This window comes from Acidovorax sp. JMULE5, assembly GCF_013376875.1.
GTDB lineage: Bacteria > Pseudomonadota > Gammaproteobacteria > Burkholderiales > Burkholderiaceae_C > Acidovorax > Acidovorax facilis.
On the sequence record NZ_CP035951.1, the window covers coordinates 3,268,481 to 3,290,514 of the forward strand.

General features: G+C 66.7%; 20 protein-coding genes. 7 read left to right on the forward strand and 13 right to left on the reverse strand.

The genetic code is table 11. The annotated features are described in order from the left end of the window. Positions 1 to 53 precede the first annotated feature (53 nt). The 6 genes from EXV95_RS14885 to EXV95_RS14910 all read right to left on the reverse strand — a co-directional run bounded on the left by EXV95_RS14885 (position 54) and on the right by EXV95_RS14910 (position 6,154). Positions 54 to 1,019, reverse strand: a complete 966-nt coding sequence (locus EXV95_RS14885; RefSeq protein WP_176887437.1) for an NAD(P)-dependent oxidoreductase — start codon at positions 1,017 to 1,019, stop codon at positions 54 to 56. After that, positions 1,016 to 1,984 carry a tripartite tricarboxylate transporter substrate binding protein gene (locus EXV95_RS14890; protein WP_176887438.1) on the reverse strand — a complete coding sequence of 323 codons (969 nt, stop codon included), beginning with the start codon at positions 1,982 to 1,984 and terminating at the stop codon, positions 1,016 to 1,018. Before EXV95_RS14890 ends, EXV95_RS14885 begins: the two co-directional genes overlap by 4 nt. Positions 1,985 to 2,130: 146 nt before the next feature. Next, the gene (locus EXV95_RS14895; RefSeq protein WP_176887439.1) at positions 2,131 to 3,447 is read right to left on the reverse strand and encodes a TRAP transporter large permease; all 1,317 of its coding nucleotides are present in this window, start codon (positions 3,445 to 3,447) and stop codon (positions 2,131 to 2,133) included. After that, positions 3,447 to 3,965: a TRAP transporter small permease gene (locus EXV95_RS14900; protein WP_176887440.1), complete on the reverse strand. Its 519-nt coding sequence runs from the start codon at positions 3,963 to 3,965 to the stop codon at positions 3,447 to 3,449. Before EXV95_RS14900 ends, EXV95_RS14895 begins: the two co-directional genes overlap by 1 nt. 147 nt (positions 3,966 to 4,112) lie before the next feature. Beyond that, positions 4,113 to 5,150, reverse strand: coding sequence for a TRAP transporter substrate-binding protein (locus EXV95_RS14905; RefSeq protein WP_176887441.1), 1,038 nt, complete (start codon positions 5,148 to 5,150; stop codon positions 4,113 to 4,115). A 215-nt stretch (positions 5,151 to 5,365) separates the two neighbouring features. Beyond that, the gene (locus EXV95_RS14910) at positions 5,366 to 6,154 is read right to left on the reverse strand and encodes a GntR family transcriptional regulator (RefSeq protein WP_055398490.1); all 789 of its coding nucleotides are present in this window, start codon (positions 6,152 to 6,154) and stop codon (positions 5,366 to 5,368) included. Positions 6,155 to 6,443: 289 nt separating this feature from the next. Between EXV95_RS14910 and EXV95_RS14915 the strand changes: the two genes are divergently transcribed. Next, positions 6,444 to 7,499, forward strand: a complete 1,056-nt coding sequence (locus tag EXV95_RS14915) for an aromatic ring-hydroxylating dioxygenase subunit alpha (protein ID WP_176887442.1) — start codon at positions 6,444 to 6,446, stop codon at positions 7,497 to 7,499. Further along, positions 7,496 to 8,461 carry a PDR/VanB family oxidoreductase gene (locus EXV95_RS14920; RefSeq protein ID WP_176887443.1) on the forward strand — a complete coding sequence of 322 codons (966 nt, stop codon included), beginning with the start codon at positions 7,496 to 7,498 and terminating at the stop codon, positions 8,459 to 8,461. Before EXV95_RS14915 ends, EXV95_RS14920 begins: the two co-directional genes overlap by 4 nt. A gap of 132 nt (positions 8,462 to 8,593) precedes the next feature. Here the strand turns inward: EXV95_RS14920 and EXV95_RS14925 are convergent, their stop codons facing one another. From EXV95_RS14925 to EXV95_RS14935, 4 genes are all read right to left on the reverse strand, one after another. Beyond that, the gene (locus EXV95_RS14925; protein ID WP_055398493.1) at positions 8,594 to 8,944 is read right to left on the reverse strand and encodes an HPF/RaiA family ribosome-associated protein; all 351 of its coding nucleotides are present in this window, start codon (positions 8,942 to 8,944) and stop codon (positions 8,594 to 8,596) included. Positions 8,945 to 9,028: 84 nt separating this feature from the next. Continuing rightward, positions 9,029 to 11,038 (reverse strand): adenylate/guanylate cyclase domain-containing protein, encoded by a 2,010-nt coding sequence (locus EXV95_RS14930; RefSeq protein WP_176887444.1) that lies wholly within the window; start codon positions 11,036 to 11,038, stop codon positions 9,029 to 9,031. Further along, on the reverse strand, positions 11,010 to 11,525 hold the full coding sequence (locus EXV95_RS24965) for a TonB-dependent receptor domain-containing protein (RefSeq protein ID WP_255484748.1): 516 nt from the start codon (positions 11,523 to 11,525) through the stop codon (positions 11,010 to 11,012). Before EXV95_RS24965 ends, EXV95_RS14930 begins: the two co-directional genes overlap by 29 nt. Then, a complete protein-coding gene (locus tag EXV95_RS14935; RefSeq protein WP_255484749.1) occupies positions 11,516 to 14,641 on the reverse strand; it encodes a tetratricopeptide repeat protein in 3,126 nt (1,041 codons plus the stop codon). Before EXV95_RS14935 ends, EXV95_RS24965 begins: the two co-directional genes overlap by 10 nt. A 294-nt stretch (positions 14,642 to 14,935) precedes the next feature. Here EXV95_RS14935 and EXV95_RS14940 point away from each other — a divergent pair, with 294 nt between their 5' ends. Further along, positions 14,936 to 15,811: a gamma-glutamyl-gamma-aminobutyrate hydrolase family protein gene (locus EXV95_RS14940; RefSeq protein WP_176887445.1), complete on the forward strand. Its 876-nt coding sequence runs from the start codon at positions 14,936 to 14,938 to the stop codon at positions 15,809 to 15,811. Between the two features lie 9 nt (positions 15,812 to 15,820). Here EXV95_RS14940 and EXV95_RS14945 read toward each other — a convergent pair whose 3' ends face one another. Beyond that, a complete protein-coding gene (locus EXV95_RS14945) occupies positions 15,821 to 16,762 on the reverse strand; it encodes a LysR family transcriptional regulator (protein WP_176887446.1) in 942 nt (313 codons plus the stop codon). A gap of 58 nt (positions 16,763 to 16,820) precedes the next feature. On the opposite strand from EXV95_RS14945, the gene EXV95_RS14950 reads away from it, so the two are divergent. The 4 genes from EXV95_RS14950 to EXV95_RS14965 all read left to right on the forward strand — a co-directional run bounded on the left by EXV95_RS14950 (position 16,821) and on the right by EXV95_RS14965 (position 20,459). Continuing rightward, the gene (locus EXV95_RS14950) at positions 16,821 to 17,168 is read left to right on the forward strand and encodes a protocatechuate 4,5-dioxygenase subunit alpha (RefSeq protein WP_176887447.1); all 348 of its coding nucleotides are present in this window, start codon (positions 16,821 to 16,823) and stop codon (positions 17,166 to 17,168) included. Positions 17,169 to 17,180: 12 nt separating this feature from the next. Beyond that, on the forward strand, positions 17,181 to 18,026 hold the full coding sequence (locus tag EXV95_RS14955; protein ID WP_176887448.1) for a class III extradiol dioxygenase family protein: 846 nt from the start codon (positions 17,181 to 17,183) through the stop codon (positions 18,024 to 18,026). 156 nt (positions 18,027 to 18,182) lie between these two features. Continuing rightward, the gene (locus EXV95_RS14960; RefSeq protein WP_176887449.1) at positions 18,183 to 19,457 is read left to right on the forward strand and encodes a putative DNA modification/repair radical SAM protein; all 1,275 of its coding nucleotides are present in this window, start codon (positions 18,183 to 18,185) and stop codon (positions 19,455 to 19,457) included. Positions 19,458 to 19,472: 15 nt separating this feature from the next. Further along, entirely contained in the window at positions 19,473 to 20,459 is a 987-nt protein-coding gene (locus EXV95_RS14965; protein ID WP_255484750.1) for a TIGR03915 family putative DNA repair protein, read from the forward strand. Here the strand turns inward: EXV95_RS14965 and EXV95_RS14970 are convergent. Together EXV95_RS14970 and EXV95_RS14975 are read right to left on the reverse strand one after the other, a co-directional pair. Next, positions 20,353 to 21,354: a pyridoxamine 5'-phosphate oxidase family protein gene (locus tag EXV95_RS14970; protein WP_176887450.1), complete on the reverse strand. Its 1,002-nt coding sequence runs from the start codon at positions 21,352 to 21,354 to the stop codon at positions 20,353 to 20,355. The two genes, EXV95_RS14965 and EXV95_RS14970, sit on opposite strands and share 107 nt — an antisense overlap. Next, entirely contained in the window at positions 21,351 to 21,992 is a 642-nt protein-coding gene (locus EXV95_RS14975; RefSeq protein ID WP_176887451.1) for a glutathione S-transferase family protein, read from the reverse strand. Before EXV95_RS14975 ends, EXV95_RS14970 begins: the two co-directional genes overlap by 4 nt. Positions 21,993 to 22,034: the final 42 nt, after the last annotated feature.

Below are 22,034 nucleotides of genomic sequence, written 5' to 3' on the forward strand. Positions count from 1 at the left end.
CCAAGCCTGTACAAGCAGGCTTGGAGCAGAGGCCCATCAAAGGGACCGAGGCGTCAGCCCGCGGCCCCAGGTGATGACAAACTTTCTAACAAGCGATCCGCATAGTCCTGCCAGCGCGCGTCCTGGGGCAGACCTTGAAAGATGCCTTCGCGCGCCAGGTCGGCCACCCACTGCTGCTTGTCGGCAATGGCTGATGCCATCAGCGGCGCCATGCCTGCTTCACCCACAGTGCGGGCCGACTCGCGCATCTCTTCGGCGCGGCGCTGGCCGTGCTGCACCACGCGGCTGAAGAAGTAGCTGCCCTGCTTTTGCCAGTCGATGGACGGAAAGGTCTCGGCCAAGGTGGGCAGCACATGGTCTTCCACGCCGTAGTGGCGGGCCGTTGCATAGCTCTCCATCACCAGCGCCTCCAGCCCCTTGATCATGACGCTGCGGCACATCTTGATGGCACTGGCCACGCCCAGCTGGTCGCTGACCGGCTTGGCGTCCATGCCCCACCCGTGCAACACAGGCGCCAGCGTGGCGGCGTGGGGGCCTCCGAGCAGCATGGGCACGGCGATGCCATAGGGCGGCACCGACGTCATCACCCCCGCCTCGACGTACCGGGCGCCACGCGCATGGATCAACGCGGCGGCCTGCTGCTTGGTGCCGGGGGACGCGGAATTGAGGTCCAGAAAGAACGCGCCAGGCGCAATGTGCAGCGCCACCGCCTCGGCCACCGCCAGCGTGTTGCTAGCCGTCACGGCCGACACGATGAGCTGGCGCCCGGCGCACAGGGCCGCAACGCTGTCGGCCGCAACCGCGCCCGCCACCTGTACGTGGGCGAGCGGCTCGGGGCCCTTCGCAGGGTCGATGAACTTCAGGTCCCATACCGCCAGATCGCTCACACCGGCTTTGCGCAGGCCCGCTGCAAAGATGCGGCCCACCTCGCCGTAGCCGACGATACCCAGGCGGTCCACGCGGTCGACAGGGGGCAGGACTGGGTTCTCTTCGGTCTGCATGGTGCTATCAGGTTTCATTGCTTGGGGATGCCCGCGCGCTCCATCACGGCGCGCCAGCGGTCGATGTCGGCTTTGAGCAGGGCGGCGGCCTGCTCGGGCGTGGAGGTGCGGGGCTCGACGTTGAGCGCGCGCAGCTGATGCTGCACAGCGGGTGTCGCCACGGTGGCCACCACCTCGCGCTGCAGCCGGTCCACCACCGCGCGCGGTGTGCGCGAGGGCACGGCCAGCGCGTTCCATGAAGCGGCCACAAAACCCTTCACGCCCAGCTCCACCGCCGTGGGCGCATCGGGCAACACCACAGAGCGCTGCTCGCCCGTGACCGCCAGAACGCGCAACGCCCCGGCGCGCACCTGCGGCAAGGTGGGGCCCAGAATCTCCACGCCCACATCCACCTGCCGACCCCGCAGCGCGGTGATGAGTGCGGGCGTGCCGTTGAACGGCACCACCTGCGCATCAATGGCCGCGCTGCTTTTGAACAGCTCGGCCGCCAGGTGCTGGGTGCTCCCGATGTTGATGCTGCCGATATTGAGTTGGCCTGGATGGGCCCGCGCATGCGCCAGCAGCTGGGCCAGCGTGCGGTGGGGCGAATCGGCAGGTACCAGCACCGCGATATCGAAGAAACCCAGCGTGCTGACCGGAGCCAAGTCGGCCAGCGTGTCGTAGGGCAGCGACTTGAAAAGGCTTGCGGATACCGCCGTGCCGTTGGACAGCAGGAACAGCGTGTGCCCGTCGGGCTCCGCGCGTGCGACCGCATCGGCAGCCGCCACACCCCCGGCGCCGGGGCGGTTGTCGATGACCACGGGCTGCCCCAGCCGCGCGGCCAGCCCCGTTGCCACGGCGCGTGCAGTGAGGTCACCCACGCCGCCCGCCGCAAAGGGCACCACGATGCGCAGCGCCTTGGTTGGAAATGCGGGCTGCGCACGCACCCGCAGCGCAGTCAGCGCCAGCGAAGCAGCAGCAGCAAAGACACGGCGGCGCTGCATGGTCAGCGCTCCACAGCGGTACATGCCGCCACAGCCGTCGCAACTGACGCGGCCACGCCAGCGGCCGCCGCGCAAGGGCCGCCCCGCCGCGCTGGCGGCGTCCCCCTTGAGGGGGAAGCTGCGAAGCGGCTCAGGGGGGGCTTCATTTAAAACCTCAAAACGAAGATCACGATGCTCGGGAACGCCACCAGGATCGCGGTGCGTATGAAGTCACTGGCGACAAACGGCAGGATGGCGCGGTAAGTGGCCATGATGGGGACGTCTTTGGCCATGCTGTTGATCACAAACAGGTTCATGCCCACGGGCGGCGTGATGAGGCCCACCTCAACCACGATGAGCACCAGAATGCCGAACCAGATCGCGAACTCTTCGGGAGTGAGGCCAAAGTCCAGCGCAGTGACGATGGGGAAGAACACAGGGATGGTCAGCAGGATCATGGACAACGAATCCATGAAACACCCCAGCACCACATAGATAACCAGGATGGCGACCAGCACCACCATCGGGCTCAGGCCCGACCCGGCCACCATCTGCGCGGCCTCCTGGGGCAGTTGCGACAGCGCCAGGAAGGTGTTGTAGACACCCGCGCCCAGCACGATCATGAAGATCATGCCCGTGGACACGGCTGTGCCCATCACGGCGCCGACCAGAGTCTTGCGGTTCAGCCCACCCGATAGCCAGGCTGCCACGCCCGTGCCAAAGGCCCCCACGGCAGCGCCTTCGGTGGGTGTGAAGAATCCGAGGTAGATGCCGCCCACCACGGCAATGAAGATCAGCAGCACCGGCCAGACCTTGGCAGTGGCTTTCCAGCGCTCCGCCATGGGCATCGGGGGCACGGTGCCCATCTCCTGGGGCCGCCACCGGGCGTAGAGTGCGATCACGATGACATAGCCGATGGCCGCCATGATGCCGGGCACAAAAGCGGCCAGGAAGAGCTTGGCAATGTTCTGCTCGGTCAGGATGGCGTAGATCACCAGCACCACCGAAGGCGGTATCAGAATGCCCAGCGTCCCCCCCGCCGCCAGCGTGGCAGTAGAGATGCCGCCTGCGTAGCCTGCCTTCTTCAGCTCAGGCAGCGCCACCTGACCCATGGTGGCCGCCGTGGCCAGCGATGAGCCGCAGATGGCACCAAAACCCGCGCAGGCGCCCACGGCCGCCATGGCCACGCCGCCCTTGCGGTGGCCAATCCACGCCTCCGCCGCTTTGAACAGCGCCTGCGACAAGCCACCCAGCGCCGCAAACTGGCCCATGAGCAGAAACAGCGGAATGACCGACAGCGAGTAGCTGGAGAACGTGCTGAAGGTGACCTGCTTGAGCTGGTTGAGCACCGGCGCCGTGGTGCCGTAGATCAGCCACGCACCCACCAGGCCGCAGACCAGCATGGCCAGGCCAATGGGGATGCGCACAAAGATGAGCAACAGCAGGATCGGGAACGACCAGGCTGCGAGTTCGACGCCGCTCATCAGTGCACCCCCGCTTCGGTGGTCCAGCCTTCGGGCTCCTTGCCGATGCCCAACAGCGTAGCGGTGCGCGCCAGGTAGGCGAGGCAGCCGATGACGGCGCCCACCAGGCAGGCGGCATAGGCCCACCACAGGGGCATCTGCAGGATGAAGGTGGTTTCCATGTATTGCTTCTTCTCGACCATGCCTTCGTAGAGCTTCCAGGTCATCAGCAGCCAGACCGCCAGCATCAGCAGGTCGCTGACCAGCAGCACCGCACGCTTTGCCCAGGCGGGCAGGTGCGTGTACAGCAGGTCCACCGTGGCATGGCCGCCCTTGAGATACGTCCAGGGCAGAAAGAACAGCACGGCAACACCCGTGCCCATCTCCACCAGTTCAAAATCGCCCGGCACCGGCCCCAGGCCCAGGCCGATCAGCGCCCGGCCCGTGATGCTGGCCACGATCATGAGGGTGAGCGCGACCAGCACGATGCCGCCCACGATGGCGGCCCAACGGGACAGCCGGTAGATAAATGCAATCATGCGGAGTTGTTCCTGCAGAGGTCCAGAAAAGGGGCGGCACACACAGCCGCGCCAGCAGCGCCCTTGGCGCCGTAGAGACAAAGCAACAAGCAGGCAGCCAGGGCAGGCCACCTTTCGCAACCAGGGCCGGCCCGCCGAGCCACCGGCTTACTTGCTGTGCTTGGCAATCAGTGCGCGGGCTTCAGCAGCGAGCTTGGCGCCATCAAAGCCCTTGGATTTGGACTCGGCGACCCAGTCCGTCTCCACCGCAGCGGCCGTGCGGCGCCAGCGCTGCGTCTCGGCCACATCCAGAGCCACGATGTTGTTCTTGGCGCGCTCGGCAATCTGGCGGCCCACCTTGTCGCCCTCGTCCATGGCACGACCGAACATGGCAGCGGCCTCAATGCCGGAGTTCTTGTCGATCACAGCCTTGAGATCGGGTGGCAGCTTGTCATAGCTGGCCTTGTTCATCGAGAACGCAAAAGTCTGCGTGTACAGGCCTTCCTTGCCAGCAAAGGTCGTGTGGTTGCGCACCAGCTCGGTCACCTTCAGCGAGGGCGTCACCTCCCAGGGGATGGTGGTGCCGTCAATCACGCCTTTGGACAGGGCCTCGGTCACAGCGGGAACGGGCATGCCCACAGGCGTGGCGCCCAGCTTGGTGAGCATGTTGTTGATGATGCGCGAGCCCCCACGCACCTTCATGCCGCGCAGGCTTTCCAGGCCGGTGACCGGCGCCTTGGTATGGAACAGGCCGGGGCCATGCGTGTGCACGGCGATGAGCTTGACGTCCTTGAACTCGTCGGCGGCGAACTTCTCGACGTATTCCTGGATGGCGCGCGAAGACGCTTCAGCGCTGCCGCTCATGAAGGGCAGCTCGAACACTTCGGTCTTGGGGAAACGGCCGGGGGTGTAGCCCAGCACCGTCCAGGTGAAGTCCACCACGCCATCGCGCGCTTGGTCAAACAGCTGTGGCGGCGCGCCGCCCAGTTGCATGGCGTGGAACAGTTGCACCTTGATCTTGCCGCCCGAGTCGGCCTCGACCTTCTGGGCCCAGGGCACCAGGGCCTTGGCCGGGATGGTGGCCTGGGGTGGGAGCATCTGGTGCAGCCGCAAGGTCACAGTCTGCGCCATGGCACTGCCAGCCACCGTTGCCAGGGCCGCCGCCCCCAGGGCCGTCAATGCGGCGCGTCGCTTGAAGAAGTTCATTTTTGTCTCCGGTCTCGATTTATCTGCACATCTGCGAGGCCACACCCCAGGGCCGCAGAGAACCTGCGGCATGGAGAGGGACACTGTCCCGCCCCCACTGTGCATGCAGTCGCATCCACATGCCAGTTCTATGACGGACTTTCAGCTATGCCGTAACGTTATGAAACCGGTGAAACCCGCAGACCCTGCAACCCTCGCGCTTTGTGGGTTGTCCGTCACCCCCGCCGGATGAGCGTGAGGGCGGGCATGTCGGCATGCACCTGCCCACCGGCCTGGCCCGATAAGGCTGCACGCAGGTTGCGCTGCGCGAGGCGCGAATGCTCGCGCATGATCGCCTCGGCCCGTGCGCCCTCGTGGTGCTCAATGGCGTCCAGCAGCTGGCGATGCTGGTCTTGGGCCACCACCAGCAAATCGCGCGCCTGCGGCGAATGGGTCTGCACCATCACAAAGGCCGAGGGCGACGCAAACGGCAAGCCCTTGACCCGCTCCAGCTCCCGCGCCACCACATCGCTGCCCACCATGCGGCCCAGCAGCAGGTGAAAACGTGCATTCAGCTCCACATAGCGCGAGAAACCCACGTCGTCCAGCGTGGAAGGGGCCAAGGTGGTGTCGATGGCATCCAGGCAGGCATGGGCGTCGGCCAGCACGGCAGCATCCACCCCGCGCTCGGCCGCCAGGCGCGCGGCCAACCCCTCCAGCGTGCCGCGCAGCGCGATGGCGTCGGCCACATCGGTTTCGGAAAAGGTGCGCACGGCGTACCCGCCCCCGGGCAGCAGCTGCAGCAGGCCCTCCTGCTCCAGCCGCATGAGCGCCGCGCGGATGGGCGTGCGCGACACCCCCAGCTTCTCGACGATGGCCAGTTCGGCAATGCGCGCGCCGCCCGGCAACTCGCCCGCCAGGATCATTTCACGCAGGCGCAGCTGCGCCTTCACCGACTGCGAAGCGCCACCTTCGGCAGCGTCGCCCGGGGCGGAATCCGCCAGGAGGGGCTCAGAGAGGTTCATGTGGAGTGTGTGGAGTGGTGATCAGAAAAAACCATGAAACCAAGGTTCGGGCCAGCCCGACAGCCCATTAATGTATACAAACAAGAACAAACTCAACTAGGAATTTCTGAAAATACCTTCAAAAACAATGACATATGCGATATTCCCATTCGCGATAGCTGATTTTCAGCGATTGAATGTATACATCGAACGGCCTTTTTTGCACAATCCGCTTCACAACACCAAAGCGCTGAAGGCGGCCTGCGGGCCAGGCCAACAACATCCCACCACCCCACGGAGAGAGACAAGCATGTTTCCCAAAAACGCCTGGTACGTAGCCTGCACCCCTCACGAGCTTGCCGACAAGCCCCTGGGCCGCACCATCTGCGGCGAGAAGATCGTCTTCTACCGCCCCGCGCCCGACCAGGTCGCCGCGCTGGACGACTTCTGCCCCCACCGTGGCGCACCCCTGTCGCTGGGCACGGTGTGTGAAGGCCACCTGCAATGCGGCTACCACGGCCTCAGGGTGGAATGCACGGGCAAGTCGGTCTCCATGCCCGGCCAGCGCGTGCAAGGGTTTCCCAAGGCGCGCAGCTTTCCGGTGGTGGAGCGCTACGGCTTCATCTGGGTGTGGCCCGGTGACGCGGCGCAGGCCGACCCCGCCACCATCCACCACCTGCCCTGGGCCAACAACCCCGAATGGGCCTATGGCGGCGGGCTGTACCACATCGCCTGCGACTACCGCCTGATGATCGACAACCTGATGGACCTGACGCACGAGACCTATGTGCATTCCACCAGCATCGGCCAGAAGGAAATCGACGAGGTGCCCTGCAAGACCCGCGTGGAGGGTGACGAGGTCATCACCAGCCGCTTCATGGAAGGCATTGAAGCCCCTCCGTTCTGGAAGATGGCGCTGCGCATGAACGGCCTGCCCGACGACCAGCCGGTGGACCGCTGGCAGATCTGCCACTTCACACCGCCCAGCCATGTGCTGATCGAGGTGGGCGTGGCGCTGGCGGGCAACGGCGGCTATGACGCCCCGGCGGACAAGAAGGCATCGAGCATCGTGGTGGACTTCATCACGCCCGAGACCGAGACTTCGATCCACTACTTCTGGGGCATGGCGCGCAACTTCAAGCCGCAAGACCCCTCGCTCACCACGCAGATCCGCGAGGGCCAGGGCAACATCTTTGCCGAAGACCAGGACATGCTGGAGCAGCAGCAGCAAAACCTGCTGCGCTACCCCGACCGCAAGCTGCTCATGCTGAACATCGACGCAGGCGGGGTGCAGTCGCGCAAGATCCTGGACCGCATCATCGCGGCCGAGCAGGCCGCCGCTGCACCCCAGGCGGTGGCCGCATGACCGCGCAGGAAACGATCCAGGTCCGCGTCGTCAAAAAGCAGGCCGAGGCCGAAGGCATTGCCAGCTTCGAGTTGGCGCGCGTGGACGGCGCCCCGCTGCCCCCGTTCAGCGCGGGCTCGCACATCGATGTGCATCTGCCCGGAGGTTTGACGCGGCAGTATTCGCTGTGCAACGCCTCGCACGAATCGCACCGCTACCGCATTGCCGTGCTGCGCGATCCGGCGTCGCGTGGCGGCTCGGTCGCCATGCACGACAGCGTGCACCAGGGCGATGTGATCACCATCAGCACACCCCGCAACCACTTTGCGCTGCACCCCGCGCAGCGCACGGTGCTGCTGGCCGGTGGCATTGGCGTCACGCCGCTGCTGTGCATGGCCGACCGGCTGGCGCGCACGGGCGCCGACTTTGCGCTGCACTACTGCACACGCTCTGCCGAACGCACGGCGTTTGCTGCCGAAATTGCCGCATCGGCCATGGCACCGCGTGTGCATTTCCATTTCGATGCGGGCCCGGCCGAACAGAAGCTGGACATTGCCGCCGTGCTGGCCGCGCCCGGGCCCGACAAGCGCCTGTATGTATGTGGACCGGCAGGCTTCATCGACCATGTGGTGAACAGTGCCAAGGCCCTTGGCTGGGCGCAGGACCACATCCACCTCGAATACTTTGGCGCCCCTGCGCAGGACACCTCGGGCGATCAGGGCTTTGACGTGCGCATTGCCAGCACGGGCAAGGTCTACGCGATTGCGCCCGAGGTGTCGGTGGTGGAAGCCCTGCGCAAGGAGGGCATCGACATCCTGACCTCGTGCGAGCAGGGCGTGTGTGGCACCTGCCTCACGCGCGTGCTGGAGGGCGAGGTGGACCACCGCGACATGTACCTGACGGACGAAGAAAAGGCAGCCAACGAGCAGTTCATGCCCTGCTGCTCGCGCGCGCACAGCAAGCTGCTCGTGTTGGATTTGTGAAGTTGAACACCCCCTGAGTCGCCTGCGGCGGCGTCCCCCGCGTGGGGCTCGCGAGGGTTTGGCTGAAAACTCCTGAATTGATAGCTGCTAGCGCTTATCCATCAAGCGCTAGCAGCCAATTTCACTCAAAACTCACTCTTCCACGGCCGTGCGGATCGTGTCGCGGCCGTGCCGGTCTTTGACGCGGCCCAGGTCGGTGTCGAGCGCGCGGGCCAGTTTGTCCACAGCGCCGATGAAGGCGTTGGCCATCTTGTCGGCTTCGTCGGTCACAGTGACGGGCTGGCGGCCGGTCACGCGGGCCTCGATGCGGCAGCGTTTGTCATTGGCGCCGGACTTGCCCGCATCCAGATCTGACAGAAACACCTCCAGCCGCGTGATGTGGTCCTGAAAGCGCGTGAGGCGGCTCTTGGACTCGTCCGTGATCCACTGCGCGAGCGACTCGCCGCCGTGGATGTGGTCGTCGGTGTTGACTTGTACTTGCATCAGAGTTCCTTTCAGATGACGTTGCTCAGGGGTCCATGATGGCACCGCAGGCCTTGACCCCGGTAAACACATGTCAAAACATCCTCACAACTTGTCCAGCGCCACGGCGGGCGACCAGTCGCTGCCAACGGGCAAGGCGCGAGCCTCTGCCACGCACTGCTGCAGGCGCAGCGCCGCCGCATCCCCAGGCACGCGTGCCAGCACCTGCGCCAGATAGCCGCTGGCGCCATCCCAATCGCGCGCGTGGAAGGCACTGAGCGCGGCCAGGCTGGCATCCCGCACAGCGACATCGTCACACGGTGTGAACACACGCACGGGCTCGGTTTTTCCCTTCACGACCACATCATCGAGCGCGCGCAGAGCCACCGAGGAAGGCAGCTGCGCGGCGGTGGCGGCAGAGAGCAGGATGCCAGTGCCAAAGGCCTTGTTGGCGCCCTCCAGCCGTGCGGCCAGGTTCACCGCATCGCCAATCGCGGTGTACGAAAAGCGCTGCTCCGACCCCACGTTGCCCACCACCACCCGCCCCGTGTGCAGGCCAATGCGCATGTGGATGGGCGGCAGGCCCCGCGCACGCAGGTCGGCCACCAGCACCTGCATGGCCTGCTGCATGGAGATGGCCGCAGTCACCGCGTGCTCGGCGTGCTGCGGGTCGTCGAGCGGCGCCCCCCAAAAGGCCATCACCGCGTCGCCGATGAACTTGTCCACCGTGCCACCCGTGGCGTGCACGATGGGCGTCATGGCGTTGAAATACGCGGTGAGCACTTCCACCGTCTGCTCGGCACTCAGCTGCTCCGATAGCGTGGTGAAGTTGGCCAGGTCGGTGAACATGAGCGTGACCTCGCGCGCCTCTCCGCCCAGGCGCATCAGCTCGGGCTGCGCAATGAGGCGCGAGACCACGGCGGGCGGCACATACTGCGCAAACATCGCCCGCGTCTGGCGCGCGCGCCGGCGCACAAAGGCATAACCCGCCAGCGCCGCTGCACCGTAGACCGCCACTGCCGCCGCAGCAGGCAGCAAGGGCGGCCACCACAGCTGAAAACGCCCGAACAGCCACCATGAGGCCCCCGCTATCGCCGCCACCAGCGCCGCCGCCAGCGCTGCGGCGCCCGCCGGGTGCAGCCTGCGGTTGCCCCATAGCAGCAAGGGGACCAGCAGCGCCACGAGGGCCAGCGTCCAGCCTTCGGGCACGCTGCGCAGCCCGCCGCCGGTGAGGTAGTTGTCCACCAGCGTAGCCTGCAGTTCCACACCGGGAAACAGGCGCTCGCCCCCTGCGGTGCCAAACGGTGAATTGAACAGGTCGGCCTGCGACCGCGACAACTCGGTCGCGGTGCGCGCCGAGCGCCCCACCAGCACGATCTTGTTCTTGAAGAAGCCCGCTGGCAGCAGGCCCGGCTCCAGCGCCTGGTAGTAAGAGCGCGTGTCAAACGTGCCGCGCGGGCCCCGGTAGCCGATCCAGTCGAAGTGGCGCAGCACCGGCAGCTTGCCGCGCGCCTCGGCCGCGCGCTGGGCCAGCCGCAGGGCAAAACCCTCGCGCGCCACGGGCACACGGCGCACCACAAAGTCATCGTCGGGCTCCACCCCGGCATCGCCCGCATCGGCTCCAGCGTCCAGAAACCGCTGCAGTGGCATCACGTCCAGCCACAGCGCAGCGTTGCTGCTGTCGATCTTTTCACGGGTGGCGGCCAGCACCACGGGGCCGGTCTCTGCGATGGCCTGCGCCAGTGCGGCATCTTCGGCTTCGGTTGATGGGTCGGCGAACACAATGTCCAGGCCCACGGCGGCGGCACCCTCGTCGTGCAAACGCTGCAAAAGCGCTGCATGCACGCTGCGCGGGAAGGGCCAGGTGTGTTGCAGCTCTTGAAACGTGGGTTCGTCGATCGCCAGGATCACCACGGGCAGCGCCGTGCGCTGCGGCGCAGTCCAGGCCGTGAGCACGTCGAAGGTCTTGAACTCCAGCGCGTGCCAGGTGCGGCTGAACGTGGCCGCCCCCACCAGCAGCAGCGCCAGCGCGCAGGCTGCCAGCGCGTAGATCTGTTGCTGGCGCCGGACCGCTGGTGATGCGGAATCAGAAGCGGTAGCGCGCGTCCAGAACATACCGGGTCTTTCTGCGGTCCGACTTCGGCGCCCACAGGTTCAATGCGGCCACGCCCACCACCCAGTGTTTGTCCTGCGATTCCCAGAAACCCATCAGGTCCAGGCCCCAGCCGGGTGCCATGCGCGTGAGGTTTTCCTTGTCTTCAAAACGCTCCGACCGGTACACCGCTCGGCCGCTGACATAAAACCGCTGCGGGCTGACCCAGGTGGCGCCCAGCACCGCGGTGTGGCGCGGAATGTAGGGGATGCGCCCTGCCGGCCCCTCCGTGTCGTAGATATGGCTTTCGCTTCCCTGGTAGAGGTACTTGGCGTAGCCCGACCAGCGCCGGTTGAACATGTGGTTGACACCGGCACCCAGTGTCTTGAGGGTGCCAGCGTCGAAGCTGGGCGTGTCTTCCAGCAGATCGGTGGTGGAGAGGTTGACCAGCTGGACGTTGCGCATTTCTTCCAGGAACGGCAGGCTGGGGGTGCGCAGGTCTACGCCCACACGGTACCGGGGTTGCGCACACGCAGATGGTCTGCACGCGGGGTGCGCAGGTCTACGCCCACGGTACCGGGGTTGCGCACACGCAGATGGTCTGCACGCAGGCTCAGGAACGTATTGGCTCCCAGTTCCATGCCCAGTTGCGCCACGGTGCGCTTGTGGCGGCCACCAGCTTCCACCAGCCGGTCTTCCACGGGAATGCCTGCCGTTTCCACGCTGGTAAGGGTGGAAACGCTGAGTGGCCGCAGCCAGTCCTGGTAGGCCATGCGCACGGTGGTGCCTGCGGCGGGTTGCCACACCATGCCTACGCGGGGGGTGACGACGCGCTCCATTTCTGCGCGGCCAGCAGCTTCTTCGGTAAGTACATCAAGGTTCGCCAAGTAGTATCTGGTGAGGCCATCGACGCGGTGGCGAATCTGTTGAATCCCCAGTGCGGCATCCAGATTCAACGCAGCGTCCAGCTGCTGGGTGGTCGCCAGAGTAAGGCCGGTGTACCGCCGGTCAATCCGGTTGTAGCCCAACGCAATCAAATAGTCCGTGTAAAGCCCCACGCCGGGGATGTCGGCCGCCACCACGGTTTCGCCTGCCAACACATTGTTCTGCCGCTCACGTACGTGCTCCAGCGAAAGGCTCCAACGACTGCCCGGTGCCGTGTCCACAGTGTGGCGCAATTGCAGATCGGTCAACTGTTTGCGTGGTGCAGTGCTGAAGCCCGTCACCGTCACCAAAGGTGGGTCAATATACGCCGTGGGGTAACGCAGATACTCGTTGTTTTCCACACTGCGGCCCAGCTTGATCCATGTCTGCTCCGTCGGCCCCCAGCGGTACGCTAGGCCCAAAGCGCCTTGGCTGTTCGTGTTGTCAATGGACGTCTCAAACAGGTTCTGGCTCCGCATACGGGCCTCGAACTGGTTCACATAGGCAAAGAGATTGATGCGCTCCGTGGGCTGCATGCCAACACCTGCAGTCACGGCGCGCCCGGTCAAATCGCCATAACCGCCCCGCACCGCCGGGGCCTGGTTGTTCAGCAGATCAAACGGCAGCTCGCTCACGCTGACCGACTGCGCCTTGAAGAACCAGGAAGTGGGCACATAGCTGTTGTTCATGCCATTGAGCGTGATGGCGGGGGCACGCGACCGCGCATCCTCTTTGTCCAGCGTCACCCCCACCGCCCCATGCGCCCCCGGTTGCTGCAGCAGCGACGAATAGCGCTGGCTCGCACCAAACGCCATCGGGTCCGTGAGAAAACCCTGGAACAGCGCCGAGTTCTTGTTGAACTCTCCCGCATACCGGTCCGCCAGGAACAGGTGGCTGCCGCCCCAGTAGGGATAGAAGCTCTGTTGCGCCAGTTCCAGCGCCCAGTCTTCCATGCCAAAGAAGGCCATGGAGGCACCCAGGTTGGCGCTGCCTTTCTGGTCGTTGGCGACCTGGTTGAGCGACTTGAGGTAGGGCATGCGTTGCACCGCTGCGCGCGCAGCCTCCACCGCTTCGCCAGGCTGGAACAGGTCGGTGTGGATCTGTGCCAGCAGCATGTAGGGCACGGGGTCCTTGTCGTCCAGGCTGCTGGCCTGGCGCAGCGTGGCCAGTGCGTCCTGGTGGCGGCCGAGCTGGTAGTACGCCACGGCCGTCCAGGTCTTGGCGCGGGCGTAGCGGGGCTCCATCACACCCGCGCGCAAAAAGGCATCCAGCGCGGCCTGAGGGTCGCCCTGCTTGAGGTGCAGCAGTCCCTGGCCGGTGAGTGCCACGTAGTCCGCCGGGTTGTCGCCTAAAGCGGTGGCAAAGGCTTGGCCCGCCTCGGTGAACTGGTTGGTGAAGGTTTCCAGCGTGCCCAGCTCGCCCCAGGCGCCGGGACTATGGGGCGACAGCGCCAGCGCCTGCTGCAGATTGGCGCGGGCGGGGCGGGCGTCTTCGCGTTCGGTGTGGGCACTGCCCAGGCCCTGCCAGCCCCGGGCGTCTTGCGGCGCCAGCTGCGTGGCCTCGGTGTATGCACTCAGCGTGCCGGGGGCATCTCCCCGGCGGCGGGCCAATTCAGCCCGCACCATCGCAAGCTCTGCATGCGCCGTGCCCTGTGCCGGGGCCAGCGTGGCGGTGGCCTCGTCCACGCGGTCGCTCAGCAGTTGCACCCGGGCCAGCTGGGCCACCAGGGCCGGGTGCGCGGGCCAGCGCTGCAGGGCGGTGCGCAGCGTGGTGGCCGCAGCGGCTGCGTCGCCTTCCATGAGCAACACGTCCGACTGCATGAGCCAGACCGGCAATGGGGCGGCCGGTCTGGCCGCCTGGCGGGCCAGCTGTTCGCGTGCAGTGAGGACATCGCCCGCCTGCAGCGCGATGGCGGTTTCCATCACGGCCACCCAAGGTGCGGGGGCGTCGCTGTTTGCTTTCGCCTGTGCCAGCGCGGCGCGCGCGGCGGGTACATCGCGGGCCACCAGCGCGGTGCGCACGGGGGCCAGCGCTTCGGGCACGGGTTCAGCAGAAAGGTGCGGCAGCGGGTCGGCGCGCAGGGCGTTCACCCATTGGATGCGGTCGCGCGGCTGGCTCAGCACCAGCTTGACCGGGGCCTTGCCCACCTCGGCATAGGCAGCCTCGTTGGCGCCCACCGACACCTGCCCCTGGGCATTGGAGAACTCCACCGTGCCCGACAGCACGGTCAGCAAGGTGCGGCCGTCGTCTTCCACGCTGATGTCCCAGTCGGTGCCCCGGATCGCCGCCGTGGCCGCCGGGGTCTCCAGGTTCAGCCGGGAGCCATCGGCGCGGCGCGTCTGCGTCCAGGCCCTGCCCGCGTTGAGCAGCAGCGTGGTCACCGGCTGGGCGGGTGTGGCCACGCCCTTGACCTGCAGCACCGTGTTCTGGTGCAGGCGCAGCTGGGTGTCGTCGGCAAACAGCAGGGCCATCCGCGCGGCTTGCCGGGTGCGCACGAAATCGCCCGTGGCGAGGGCCTGGGCCGGGCTAGCGGGCTGCCAGTCGGCTGCAGCTGCGGCACGCTGGTCGCCCGTGCCCTGCAGGCTGACGATCTCGGCGGCAGCACCTGCGGGCACAGCGGCCTGGGCCAGCAGCGGCCAGGCCAGGGCGGTCAACGTGGCCAGCGCCGTGAGCGCGGGCAGGCAATGCTTCTTGTGGGACATGTCGTGGGCTTTCGGGGAAGGCTGGAGGGGCACCACCTGGCGCAGCCTCCCTGGCGCCCGGCGAGCAGAAATTATGGCCAGCCCACCGCCCCAACCGGCCTCTTGCGAGACACCGCACGGTTGCATTTTCATGAAGAAAGCCACATTTCGTAGCACTGCTTTACCGGCGGCAGGCCTCGCGCAGCCCTGCACGGCCCCTTCCTACAGACGTGGCGCGGGGGCGGTGCTACAAATTGGTAACCCAAGATTGCATTGATCACACGCCCCGCGCGTGTTCCCTGGAGCCCACCACCCATGCCCGCCGCCCCCCGCCTCAAGATTGGCCTGTCCGCCTGCTTTCAACACGCCGACCCCGCCCGCCCGTTGTTCACCGGCAAGACGTTGCAGTACGTCGAGCAGTCCATCGCCCACTGGCTCATGTCGGCCGGTGCCATGGTGGTGATGGTGCCCTGCCCCACGGGCGAGACGGCACGCGGTGACGTGACGCTGGACCACTACGCCGAATGGCTGGACGGCATCGTGATGCACGGTGGCGCCGACGTGTGGCCGGGCAACTATGGCGAGGAGCCCCTGCGCGAAGAGTGGGTGGGCGACCGCGTGCGCGACCTGTACGACCTGGCCGTGGTGAAAGCCTTTGCCCAGGTGGGCAAGCCCATCTTTGGCGTATGCCGGGGCCTGCAGCTCATCAACGTGGCCTTTGGCGGCGCGCTGTACCAGGACATCGAGACCCAGCACCCCGGTGCGCAGCAGCACCGCAACGCCAGCACCTACGACCAGCATTTCCACGACATCCAGATCCTTCCCGACTCGCACCTGGCCAAGCTGTACCCCAACATGCCGCGCGCGCGGGTCAACAGCATCCACCACCAGGGCATCAAACGCGTGGCGCCCGAGTTTGTGGTCGAGGCCCTGAGCGAGCCCGACGGCGTGCCCGAGGCGATTCGCCTCAAGCCCGCGCCAGGGCGCGGCTACATCGCCGCCACGCAATGGCACCCGGAGTTCCACAAGCAGGGTTCAGACACGCTGGACGACACGGCCATCCTGAATGACTTTCTGGCGGCGTGCGAACAGGCCAAGGCCCACCCACGGCCGGTGCTGCGCCCCGCGCCTTCGTTGCGGGAACGGGCGGCGCGGCGGCTGCGCAAGGCGCTGTCACGGCAGCGCGACTGACCCTGCGGGTCAGGCTCCTTCCACAGGCAACACAGCGGCCAAGACATCTTGCAGCTGCGCCCGCAGCCAGCGGTGTGCCGCGTCTTGCTGGTAGCGCACATGCCAGATCAGGTACATGGGCAAACTGGGGCAGGCCACGGGCACCGGCACACCCGCCAGCGCGGCCAACGCGGTGCGCCCCATCAGCGACGGCGCTGTAGTGAGCAGCGAGGTGCCCCGCACAAACGCGGGCAGCGCGGCAAAGCCCGGTACGCGCACCACCAAGCGGCGGCGCACGCCACGTGCTTCCAGTTGCCGGTCCAGTTCCAGCCCCCGGTGCGCCTCGTAAGCCACCGTGGCGTGGTCCGCCGCCAGGTACTCCGCCTCTGAGGCCGGAGCGCTGCGCACGGCCGGGTCATAGAACACGCGGTATTGGTCTTCAAACAGACGCTTCTGCACGATGTCGGTGCCCTCGGGCGGACGGGGGCTGATGACCAGTTGGCACGCGTCAGACCGCAGCAGCTCGGCACTGGGCGCGCCGCTGGGCACGATGCGCAGCGTGACGCCCGGTGCGGCAGTGCGCAGGCGCGCGGCCAGCGCGGGCAAAAGCAGGTCGCGCTGGAAGTCATTGGCGGCGATGGTCAGCTCGGTCTGCCAGGCGCTCGGGTCAAACTCGGCCCCTTGGGCAAACAGCTGCATCTGGTGCAGCATGTCACGCGCGGGTTGGGCCAGGGCCTCGGCCCGGGCGGTGGGCACGATCCCGCGCCCGCGCTTCACAAACAGCGGGTCGCCGGTAATGGCGCGCAGCTTGTCGAGCAGGTGGCTCACGGCCGACTGGGTGACACCCAGGCGATCAGCCGCCGCCGTGATGCTGCCCGTCTCCAGCACGGCCAGCAGCAGCTTCAGCAGGTGTCCGTCCAGCGCTGATCCATCGAAATTGCTCATGCATTCGATGATGTTTTCAGGCTTCATCTTTGGCAATGGCGTCGCGACACTGCGGGCTGACTTACATCAAGCCCCGGAGACTTCCATGCCTTCCCCACTGCCCCCGATCCCCGGCACCACGCCGTTCGATGGCGACCAGGCCCGCAAGGGCTATGCGCTGAACAAGATGTGCTTTTCGTTCAACGACGAGACCAACCGCAAGGCCTTTCTGGCCGACGAAGAGGCGTACATGAAGAAGTACGGCCTGAACGAACAGCAGGCCGCCGCCATCCGCGCCAAGAACGTGTTGCAGCTGATTGCCGCGGGCGGCAACGCCTACTACCTGGCCAAGTTCGCGGGCATCTTCAAGCTGGACATGCAGGACATCGGCGCGCAGCAGACGGGCATGACCAAAGACGAATTCAAGGCCAAGCTCGTGGCCGCAGGCCAATAAGGAGACAAACCCATGGCACAACTCATCGGCGGCCTCGGCACCTCGCACATTCCGGCCATTGGCAACGCCATTCACAAGGGCCTGCAGAACGATCCTTACTGGAAGCCCTTCTTCGACGGCTTTCCGCCCATCCGCCAGTGGCTGGGCGAGAAGAAGCCTGACGTGGTGGTGATGTTCTACAACGACCACGGCCTGAACTTCTTCCTCGACAAGATGCCGACCTTTGCCGTGGGTGCGGCGGCGCAATACAACAACGCCGACGAAGGCTGGGGCATCCCCACGCTGCCGCCCTTTCCGGGCGAGGTGGACTTGTCGTGGCACCTCATCAACACGCTGATCGACCAGGAGTTTGACGTGACCACCTGCCAGGAGATGCTGGTGGACCACGCCTGCACACTGCCGCTCAAGCTCTTCTGGCCCGAGGGCGATTGCCCGGTGTCGGTGGTGCCGGTGTGCATCAACACCGTGCAGTTTCCGCTGCCCTCGGCCAAGCGCTGCTACGCGCTGGGCAAGGCCGTGGGCCAGGCCATCCAGAGCTGGGACAGCGACAAGAAAGTGGCGGTGATTGCGTCGGGCGGCCTCAGCCACCAGCTCGACGGCGAGCGCGCGGGCTTTATCAACAAGGCGTTTGACCTGCAGTTCATCGAGAGCCTGACCACCAACCCCGAATGGGCCACGCAGTTCAGCGTGCACGAGCTGGTGGAAAAGACCGGCACCCAGGGCGTGGAGCTGCTGATGTGGCTGGCCATGCGCGGGGCGCTCGCCACCGCCAGCGCGGGCGTGCGGCGGGTGCACAGCAACTACCACATCCCAATCTCGAACACGGCGACCGCAGTCATGGCACTGGTAACGGTCTGACCTCGTCGATTTCAAGCATTTTTGGCTGCTAGCGCTCATCCATAAAGCGCAAGCAGCTATTAATTCAGGAGTATCCAACTCTCCCCAATTCTCCCCAATTCTCCCCAATTCTCCCCAGGATGGTGTCAGGCATCCGAAATACTGTAAATTCATCCAGTGAATTTACAGTCCAAACTCGCCATCCTGGCCGACGCCGCCAAGTACGACGCTTCGTGTGCGTCGAGCGGCGCTGCGCCGCGCAACTCCGTGGGCGGGCGCGGCATGGGCTCCACGGAAGGCATGGGCATCTGCCACAGCTATGCGCCAGATGGCCGCTGTATCTCGCTGCTCAAGATTCTGCTCACCAACTTCTGCCAGTACGACTGCCTGTACTGCGTGAACCGCGTGACCAGCAACGTGCCCCGCGCGCGCTTCACGGTCGATGAGGTGGTGCGGCTCACGCTGGATTTTTACCGCCGCAATTGCATCGAAGGGCTGTTCCTCTCCAGCGGCATCATCCAGAGCCCCGACTACACCATGGAGCAGGTGGTGGAGGTGGCCCGCGTGCTGCGCGAGGAGCACGACTTTCGCGGCTACATCCATCTGAAGACCATTCCCGATGCAGCGCCGGAGCTGATGGAGCGCGCAGGCCGCTATGCGGACCGGCTGTCCATCAACATCGAACTGCCCACGGCCGAAGGCCTCACGGCCCTGGCGCCAGAAAAAGACAGCGCCGCCATCGACCGATCCATGGCCCGCATGGCCGTGCACATTGGGCAGGCGCGCGCTGCGCGCAAGGAGCAGGCCGCGCAGGCCATCGTGTCCATGCCGCAATCGCGCACCACGCGCCGCGCCAGCGTGCCGCACTTTGCGCCCGGCGGGCAGAGCACGCAGATGATCGTGGGGGCGGATGCGACCAGCGACCGCATCATCCTCGCCACCAGCGCGCGGCTGTATGGCGTGCACCGGCTGCGGCGCGTGTACTACTCGGCCTTCAGCCCCATACCCGACGCGGCCCGCGCCCTGCCGCTGGCCGCGCCGCCCACGGTGCGCGAGCACCGGTTGTACCAGGCCGACTGGCTGATGCGCTTTTACGGTTTCACCCACGACGAGATCGTGCCGACATCTCAGCAGGGCATGCTGGCGCTGGACATGGACCCCAAGCTGGCCTGGGCGCTGGCGCACCGCGAGCGTTTTCCGGTCAACCTCAACACCGCCCCGCGCGAACTGCTGCTGCGCGTGCCGGGCTTTGGCGTGCAGACGGTGGACCGCCTGCTGGCCGCCCGCCGCGTGCGCCGCCTGCGGCATGCGGACCTGGCGCGGCTGCACGTGCCGCTCAAGAAAGTGCTGCCCTTTGTGGAGGCGGCCGACTACCGCCCCGGCCGTGCGCTGGACGCTGCCGACCTCGCCGCGCAGCTGGCGCCGCCGCCGGTGCAGCGCAGCCTGTTCTGAGCTGGAGCGACCCGCATGCAGCGCCACACCATCACGCTGGACCACGCCACCGACTGGCCCGGCTTTCGCACCGCCGCACGCGCCCTGGTGCAAGCCAACGTGCCCCCGCAGGCGGTGGACTGGCGCTGCCCGGCGGATGCCGCTGAAGACCTGTTCGCGCCCGAACCCGCCGCTAGCAACACCCTGCCCAGCCCGGCGCCAGATGCGCCCACGCTGCGCGTGCCGCCCGACTTTGTGCACCTGTGCGAGCAGCTCATCCTGCACCGCGACCCCGCCCGCTTTGCGCTGATGTACCACCTGCTGTGGCGCATGGCACAAGGCGGCAGCGAAGCCGACGCCGCGCGGCACGACCCGCTGGACGCCGACCGCATATTGGCCCACCACATGGTCCGCGCCGTGGCGCGCGACAAACACAAGATGCACGCCTTTGTGCGCTTTCGGCCCGTGGTGGAGCCGGGTGGCGAGACCCTGCACATGGCCTGGTTCGAGCCCGACCACTACATCACCGTGGCCAACGCGGGCTTCTTCATCCGCCGCTTCACGCAGATGCGCTGGGCCATCCTCACACCCGACGCTAGCGTGCGCTGGGACGGCCAACAGCTGCACACCGGCCCGGGCGCGCAGCGCAGCGACGCACCACCGCCCGATGCGGGCGAGGCGCTGTGGCTCACCTACTACCGCCACATCTTCAACCCCGCGCGGCTCAAGCTGGCCATGATGAAAAAGGAGATGCCCACGCGCTACTGGCACAACCTGCCCGAAGCCGCGCTCATCACCGAGCTGGCGCAGACAGCACACGAGCGCAGCGCGAAGATGGTGGAGGCCGAGGCCACCGTGCCGCGCAGGCGCATCGCGGTGCCACCACTGCGTTCGCAACCCACCTCAGAGGCACCATTCACCCCAAGGCTGCCTCACGCATCACCCGGAACTGGGGCGCCGATACCGGCGGTGTCCAGCGCCACGGCAGCACCCTCGGGCGCCACAGGGCGCGCAGCACTGTGAGGCGCAGCACGCGCTGCGCACCGGGCCAGGGCGCACGCGCTGCGCTGTCCCACAGCACCTCGGCCTGCGCTGCAATGTGCAGCAAGCCACCCTCGTCATAGTCCACCACCAGCAAGCCTGCCAGCGGGTGCAATGCCAGGTTGCCCAGGGTGTTGAAGAACTGGTTGCCGGGGTAGTCCGGCAGGCTCAGCACCACGCCGGCCCCCGTGTGCGCCACCTGCACAAAGCCTGCCTCGCCGCCTCGGTGCGATACATCCACGCCTTCGCTGTGCCCGGCACCAGGGCGTGGCGCCGAGGCACTGGCGATGAACAGGGTGTCGGCACGCTGCACGCGCGCGATGGCGGCGGCGTCCAGTCCGGCGCCCAGCCACTGCACCGGGCCCGGAGCGGCCAGCGCAGCGCGCAGGCCTGGCTGCCGCGCCTGGATGTATTTGGGGCAGTTGCCAAAGCTCTGCACCACCTGCACGTCCAGGCCGCTATCGCCAAACGCTGCCACCCGCCCGTTCATGCGGTTGCGCCGCCGCGTGTGCGGCTCCAGCCCCAGCACGCCCACGGCCCCGCCTGGCGCCACGTGTGTGAGCACCGGGTCCTGGGAATCCGGCGCGGTCGCGATCTGCACGCGCTGCGCATCGGGGGTGTGCACAAACCCGGGCGGTCCGGCAAGCATCGTTGCCCACGGCTGGCCTTGTTCATCCAACGTCCCCAGTAGCAAGGTAGGCAGCTTTTCAAACAGCTCACGGTGCTGGTCGGGCATGTGGTCGCGCAGCACCATCGCACCCACGGCCGCCATGCGCTCGCGCACACCCACGCGCGCCTGCAGGGCCTGCTCACCGCGGTGGAAGGCCTCGGGCGGCACCGGCGCCGCCACCGATGCAGCGGCCACGGTGGCTGTCATGCCGCCACCTGCTCGGCAGTGGGCAGCTGGTCGGCCAGCACCGGGTAGCCCGGCAAGGCCTGCATGCGCGCCACCCAGGCCGCAATGTGCGGGTAGGCATCCAGCGGCAGCCCGGCCAGGTGGGCCTGCGAGGTGTAGCTGACCATGGCCACATCGGCCAGGCTGGGCGCGGTGCCCCCGAGCAACCAGGCACGCCCTTGCAGTTCGCCCTCCATGAAGACCAGCAGGCGCTTGCCGGTGGCCTGCGCCACCTCGTTCACGGCGCGGCCGGTCAACGTCGCAAAGCGCGGCCCCCCAATGCCCGGCGCCAGAAAGCCCGCCGCTAGGCTGAACCAGCGCTGCAACTGCGCCTGCCCCACGGCGTCTTGTGGCAGCCAGGCACTGCCGGGGGCGTAGCGCTGCACCAGGTACACCAGGATGCCGTTGCTGTCGCTCAGCACCTGGCCCGCGTCTACCAGCACGGGCACCTGGCCCAGCGGGTTGAGCGCGAGGAACTCCGCGCGCTGGTGTTCGCCGCGCAGCAGGTTCACATCGAGCAGTTCATAGGGCAGGCCGAGCAAGGACAGCATCAGCTCCACACGATGGCAATGGCCCGAGATGGGCATGCGGTACAGCTGGAGCGGGGTGGTAAGGAGCATGGTGAAGCCTCGTCGGGGGTGAGTGAAAAGATGGCTCGACGA

Excerpts from the sequence above, each read along its gene's own strand:
- EXV95_RS14915 (WP_176887442.1), top strand. The coding sequence starts at position 6,444 with ATGTTTCCCAAAAACGCCTGGTACGTAGCCTGCACCCCTCACGAGCTT.
- EXV95_RS14900 (WP_176887440.1), bottom strand. The coding sequence starts at position 3,965 with ATGATTGCATTTATCTACCGGCTGTCCCGTTGGGCCGCCATCGTGGGC.
- EXV95_RS14935 (WP_255484749.1), bottom strand. The coding sequence starts at position 14,641 with ATGTCCCACAAGAAGCATTGCCTGCCCGCGCTCACGGCGCTGGCCACG.
- EXV95_RS14905 (WP_176887441.1), bottom strand. The coding sequence starts at position 5,150 with ATGAACTTCTTCAAGCGACGCGCCGCATTGACGGCCCTGGGGGCGGCG.
- EXV95_RS14895 (WP_176887439.1), bottom strand. The coding sequence starts at position 3,447 with ATGAGCGGCGTCGAACTCGCAGCCTGGTCGTTCCCGATCCTGCTGTTG.
- EXV95_RS14940 (WP_176887445.1), top strand. The coding sequence starts at position 14,936 with ATGCCCGCCGCCCCCCGCCTCAAGATTGGCCTGTCCGCCTGCTTTCAA.
- EXV95_RS14920 (WP_176887443.1), top strand. The coding sequence starts at position 7,496 with ATGACCGCGCAGGAAACGATCCAGGTCCGCGTCGTCAAAAAGCAGGCC.
- EXV95_RS14975 (WP_176887451.1), bottom strand. The coding sequence starts at position 21,992 with ATGCTCCTTACCACCCCGCTCCAGCTGTACCGCATGCCCATCTCGGGC.
- EXV95_RS14885 (WP_176887437.1), bottom strand. The coding sequence starts at position 1,019 with ATGAAACCTGATAGCACCATGCAGACCGAAGAGAACCCAGTCCTGCCC.
- EXV95_RS14930 (WP_176887444.1), bottom strand. The coding sequence starts at position 11,038 with ATGTTCTGGACGCGCGCTACCGCTTCTGATTCCGCATCACCAGCGGTC.
- EXV95_RS14910 (WP_055398490.1), bottom strand. The coding sequence starts at position 6,154 with ATGAACCTCTCTGAGCCCCTCCTGGCGGATTCCGCCCCGGGCGACGCT.
- EXV95_RS14925 (WP_055398493.1), bottom strand. The coding sequence starts at position 8,944 with ATGCAAGTACAAGTCAACACCGACGACCACATCCACGGCGGCGAGTCG.
- EXV95_RS14965 (WP_255484750.1), top strand. The coding sequence starts at position 19,473 with ATGCAGCGCCACACCATCACGCTGGACCACGCCACCGACTGGCCCGGC.
- EXV95_RS14945 (WP_176887446.1), bottom strand. The coding sequence starts at position 16,762 with ATGAAGCCTGAAAACATCATCGAATGCATGAGCAATTTCGATGGATCA.
- EXV95_RS14890 (WP_176887438.1), bottom strand. The coding sequence starts at position 1,984 with ATGCAGCGCCGCCGTGTCTTTGCTGCTGCTGCTTCGCTGGCGCTGACT.
- EXV95_RS14950 (WP_176887447.1), top strand. The coding sequence starts at position 16,821 with ATGCCTTCCCCACTGCCCCCGATCCCCGGCACCACGCCGTTCGATGGC.
- EXV95_RS14970 (WP_176887450.1), bottom strand. The coding sequence starts at position 21,354 with ATGACAGCCACCGTGGCCGCTGCATCGGTGGCGGCGCCGGTGCCGCCC.
- EXV95_RS14955 (WP_176887448.1), top strand. The coding sequence starts at position 17,181 with ATGGCACAACTCATCGGCGGCCTCGGCACCTCGCACATTCCGGCCATT.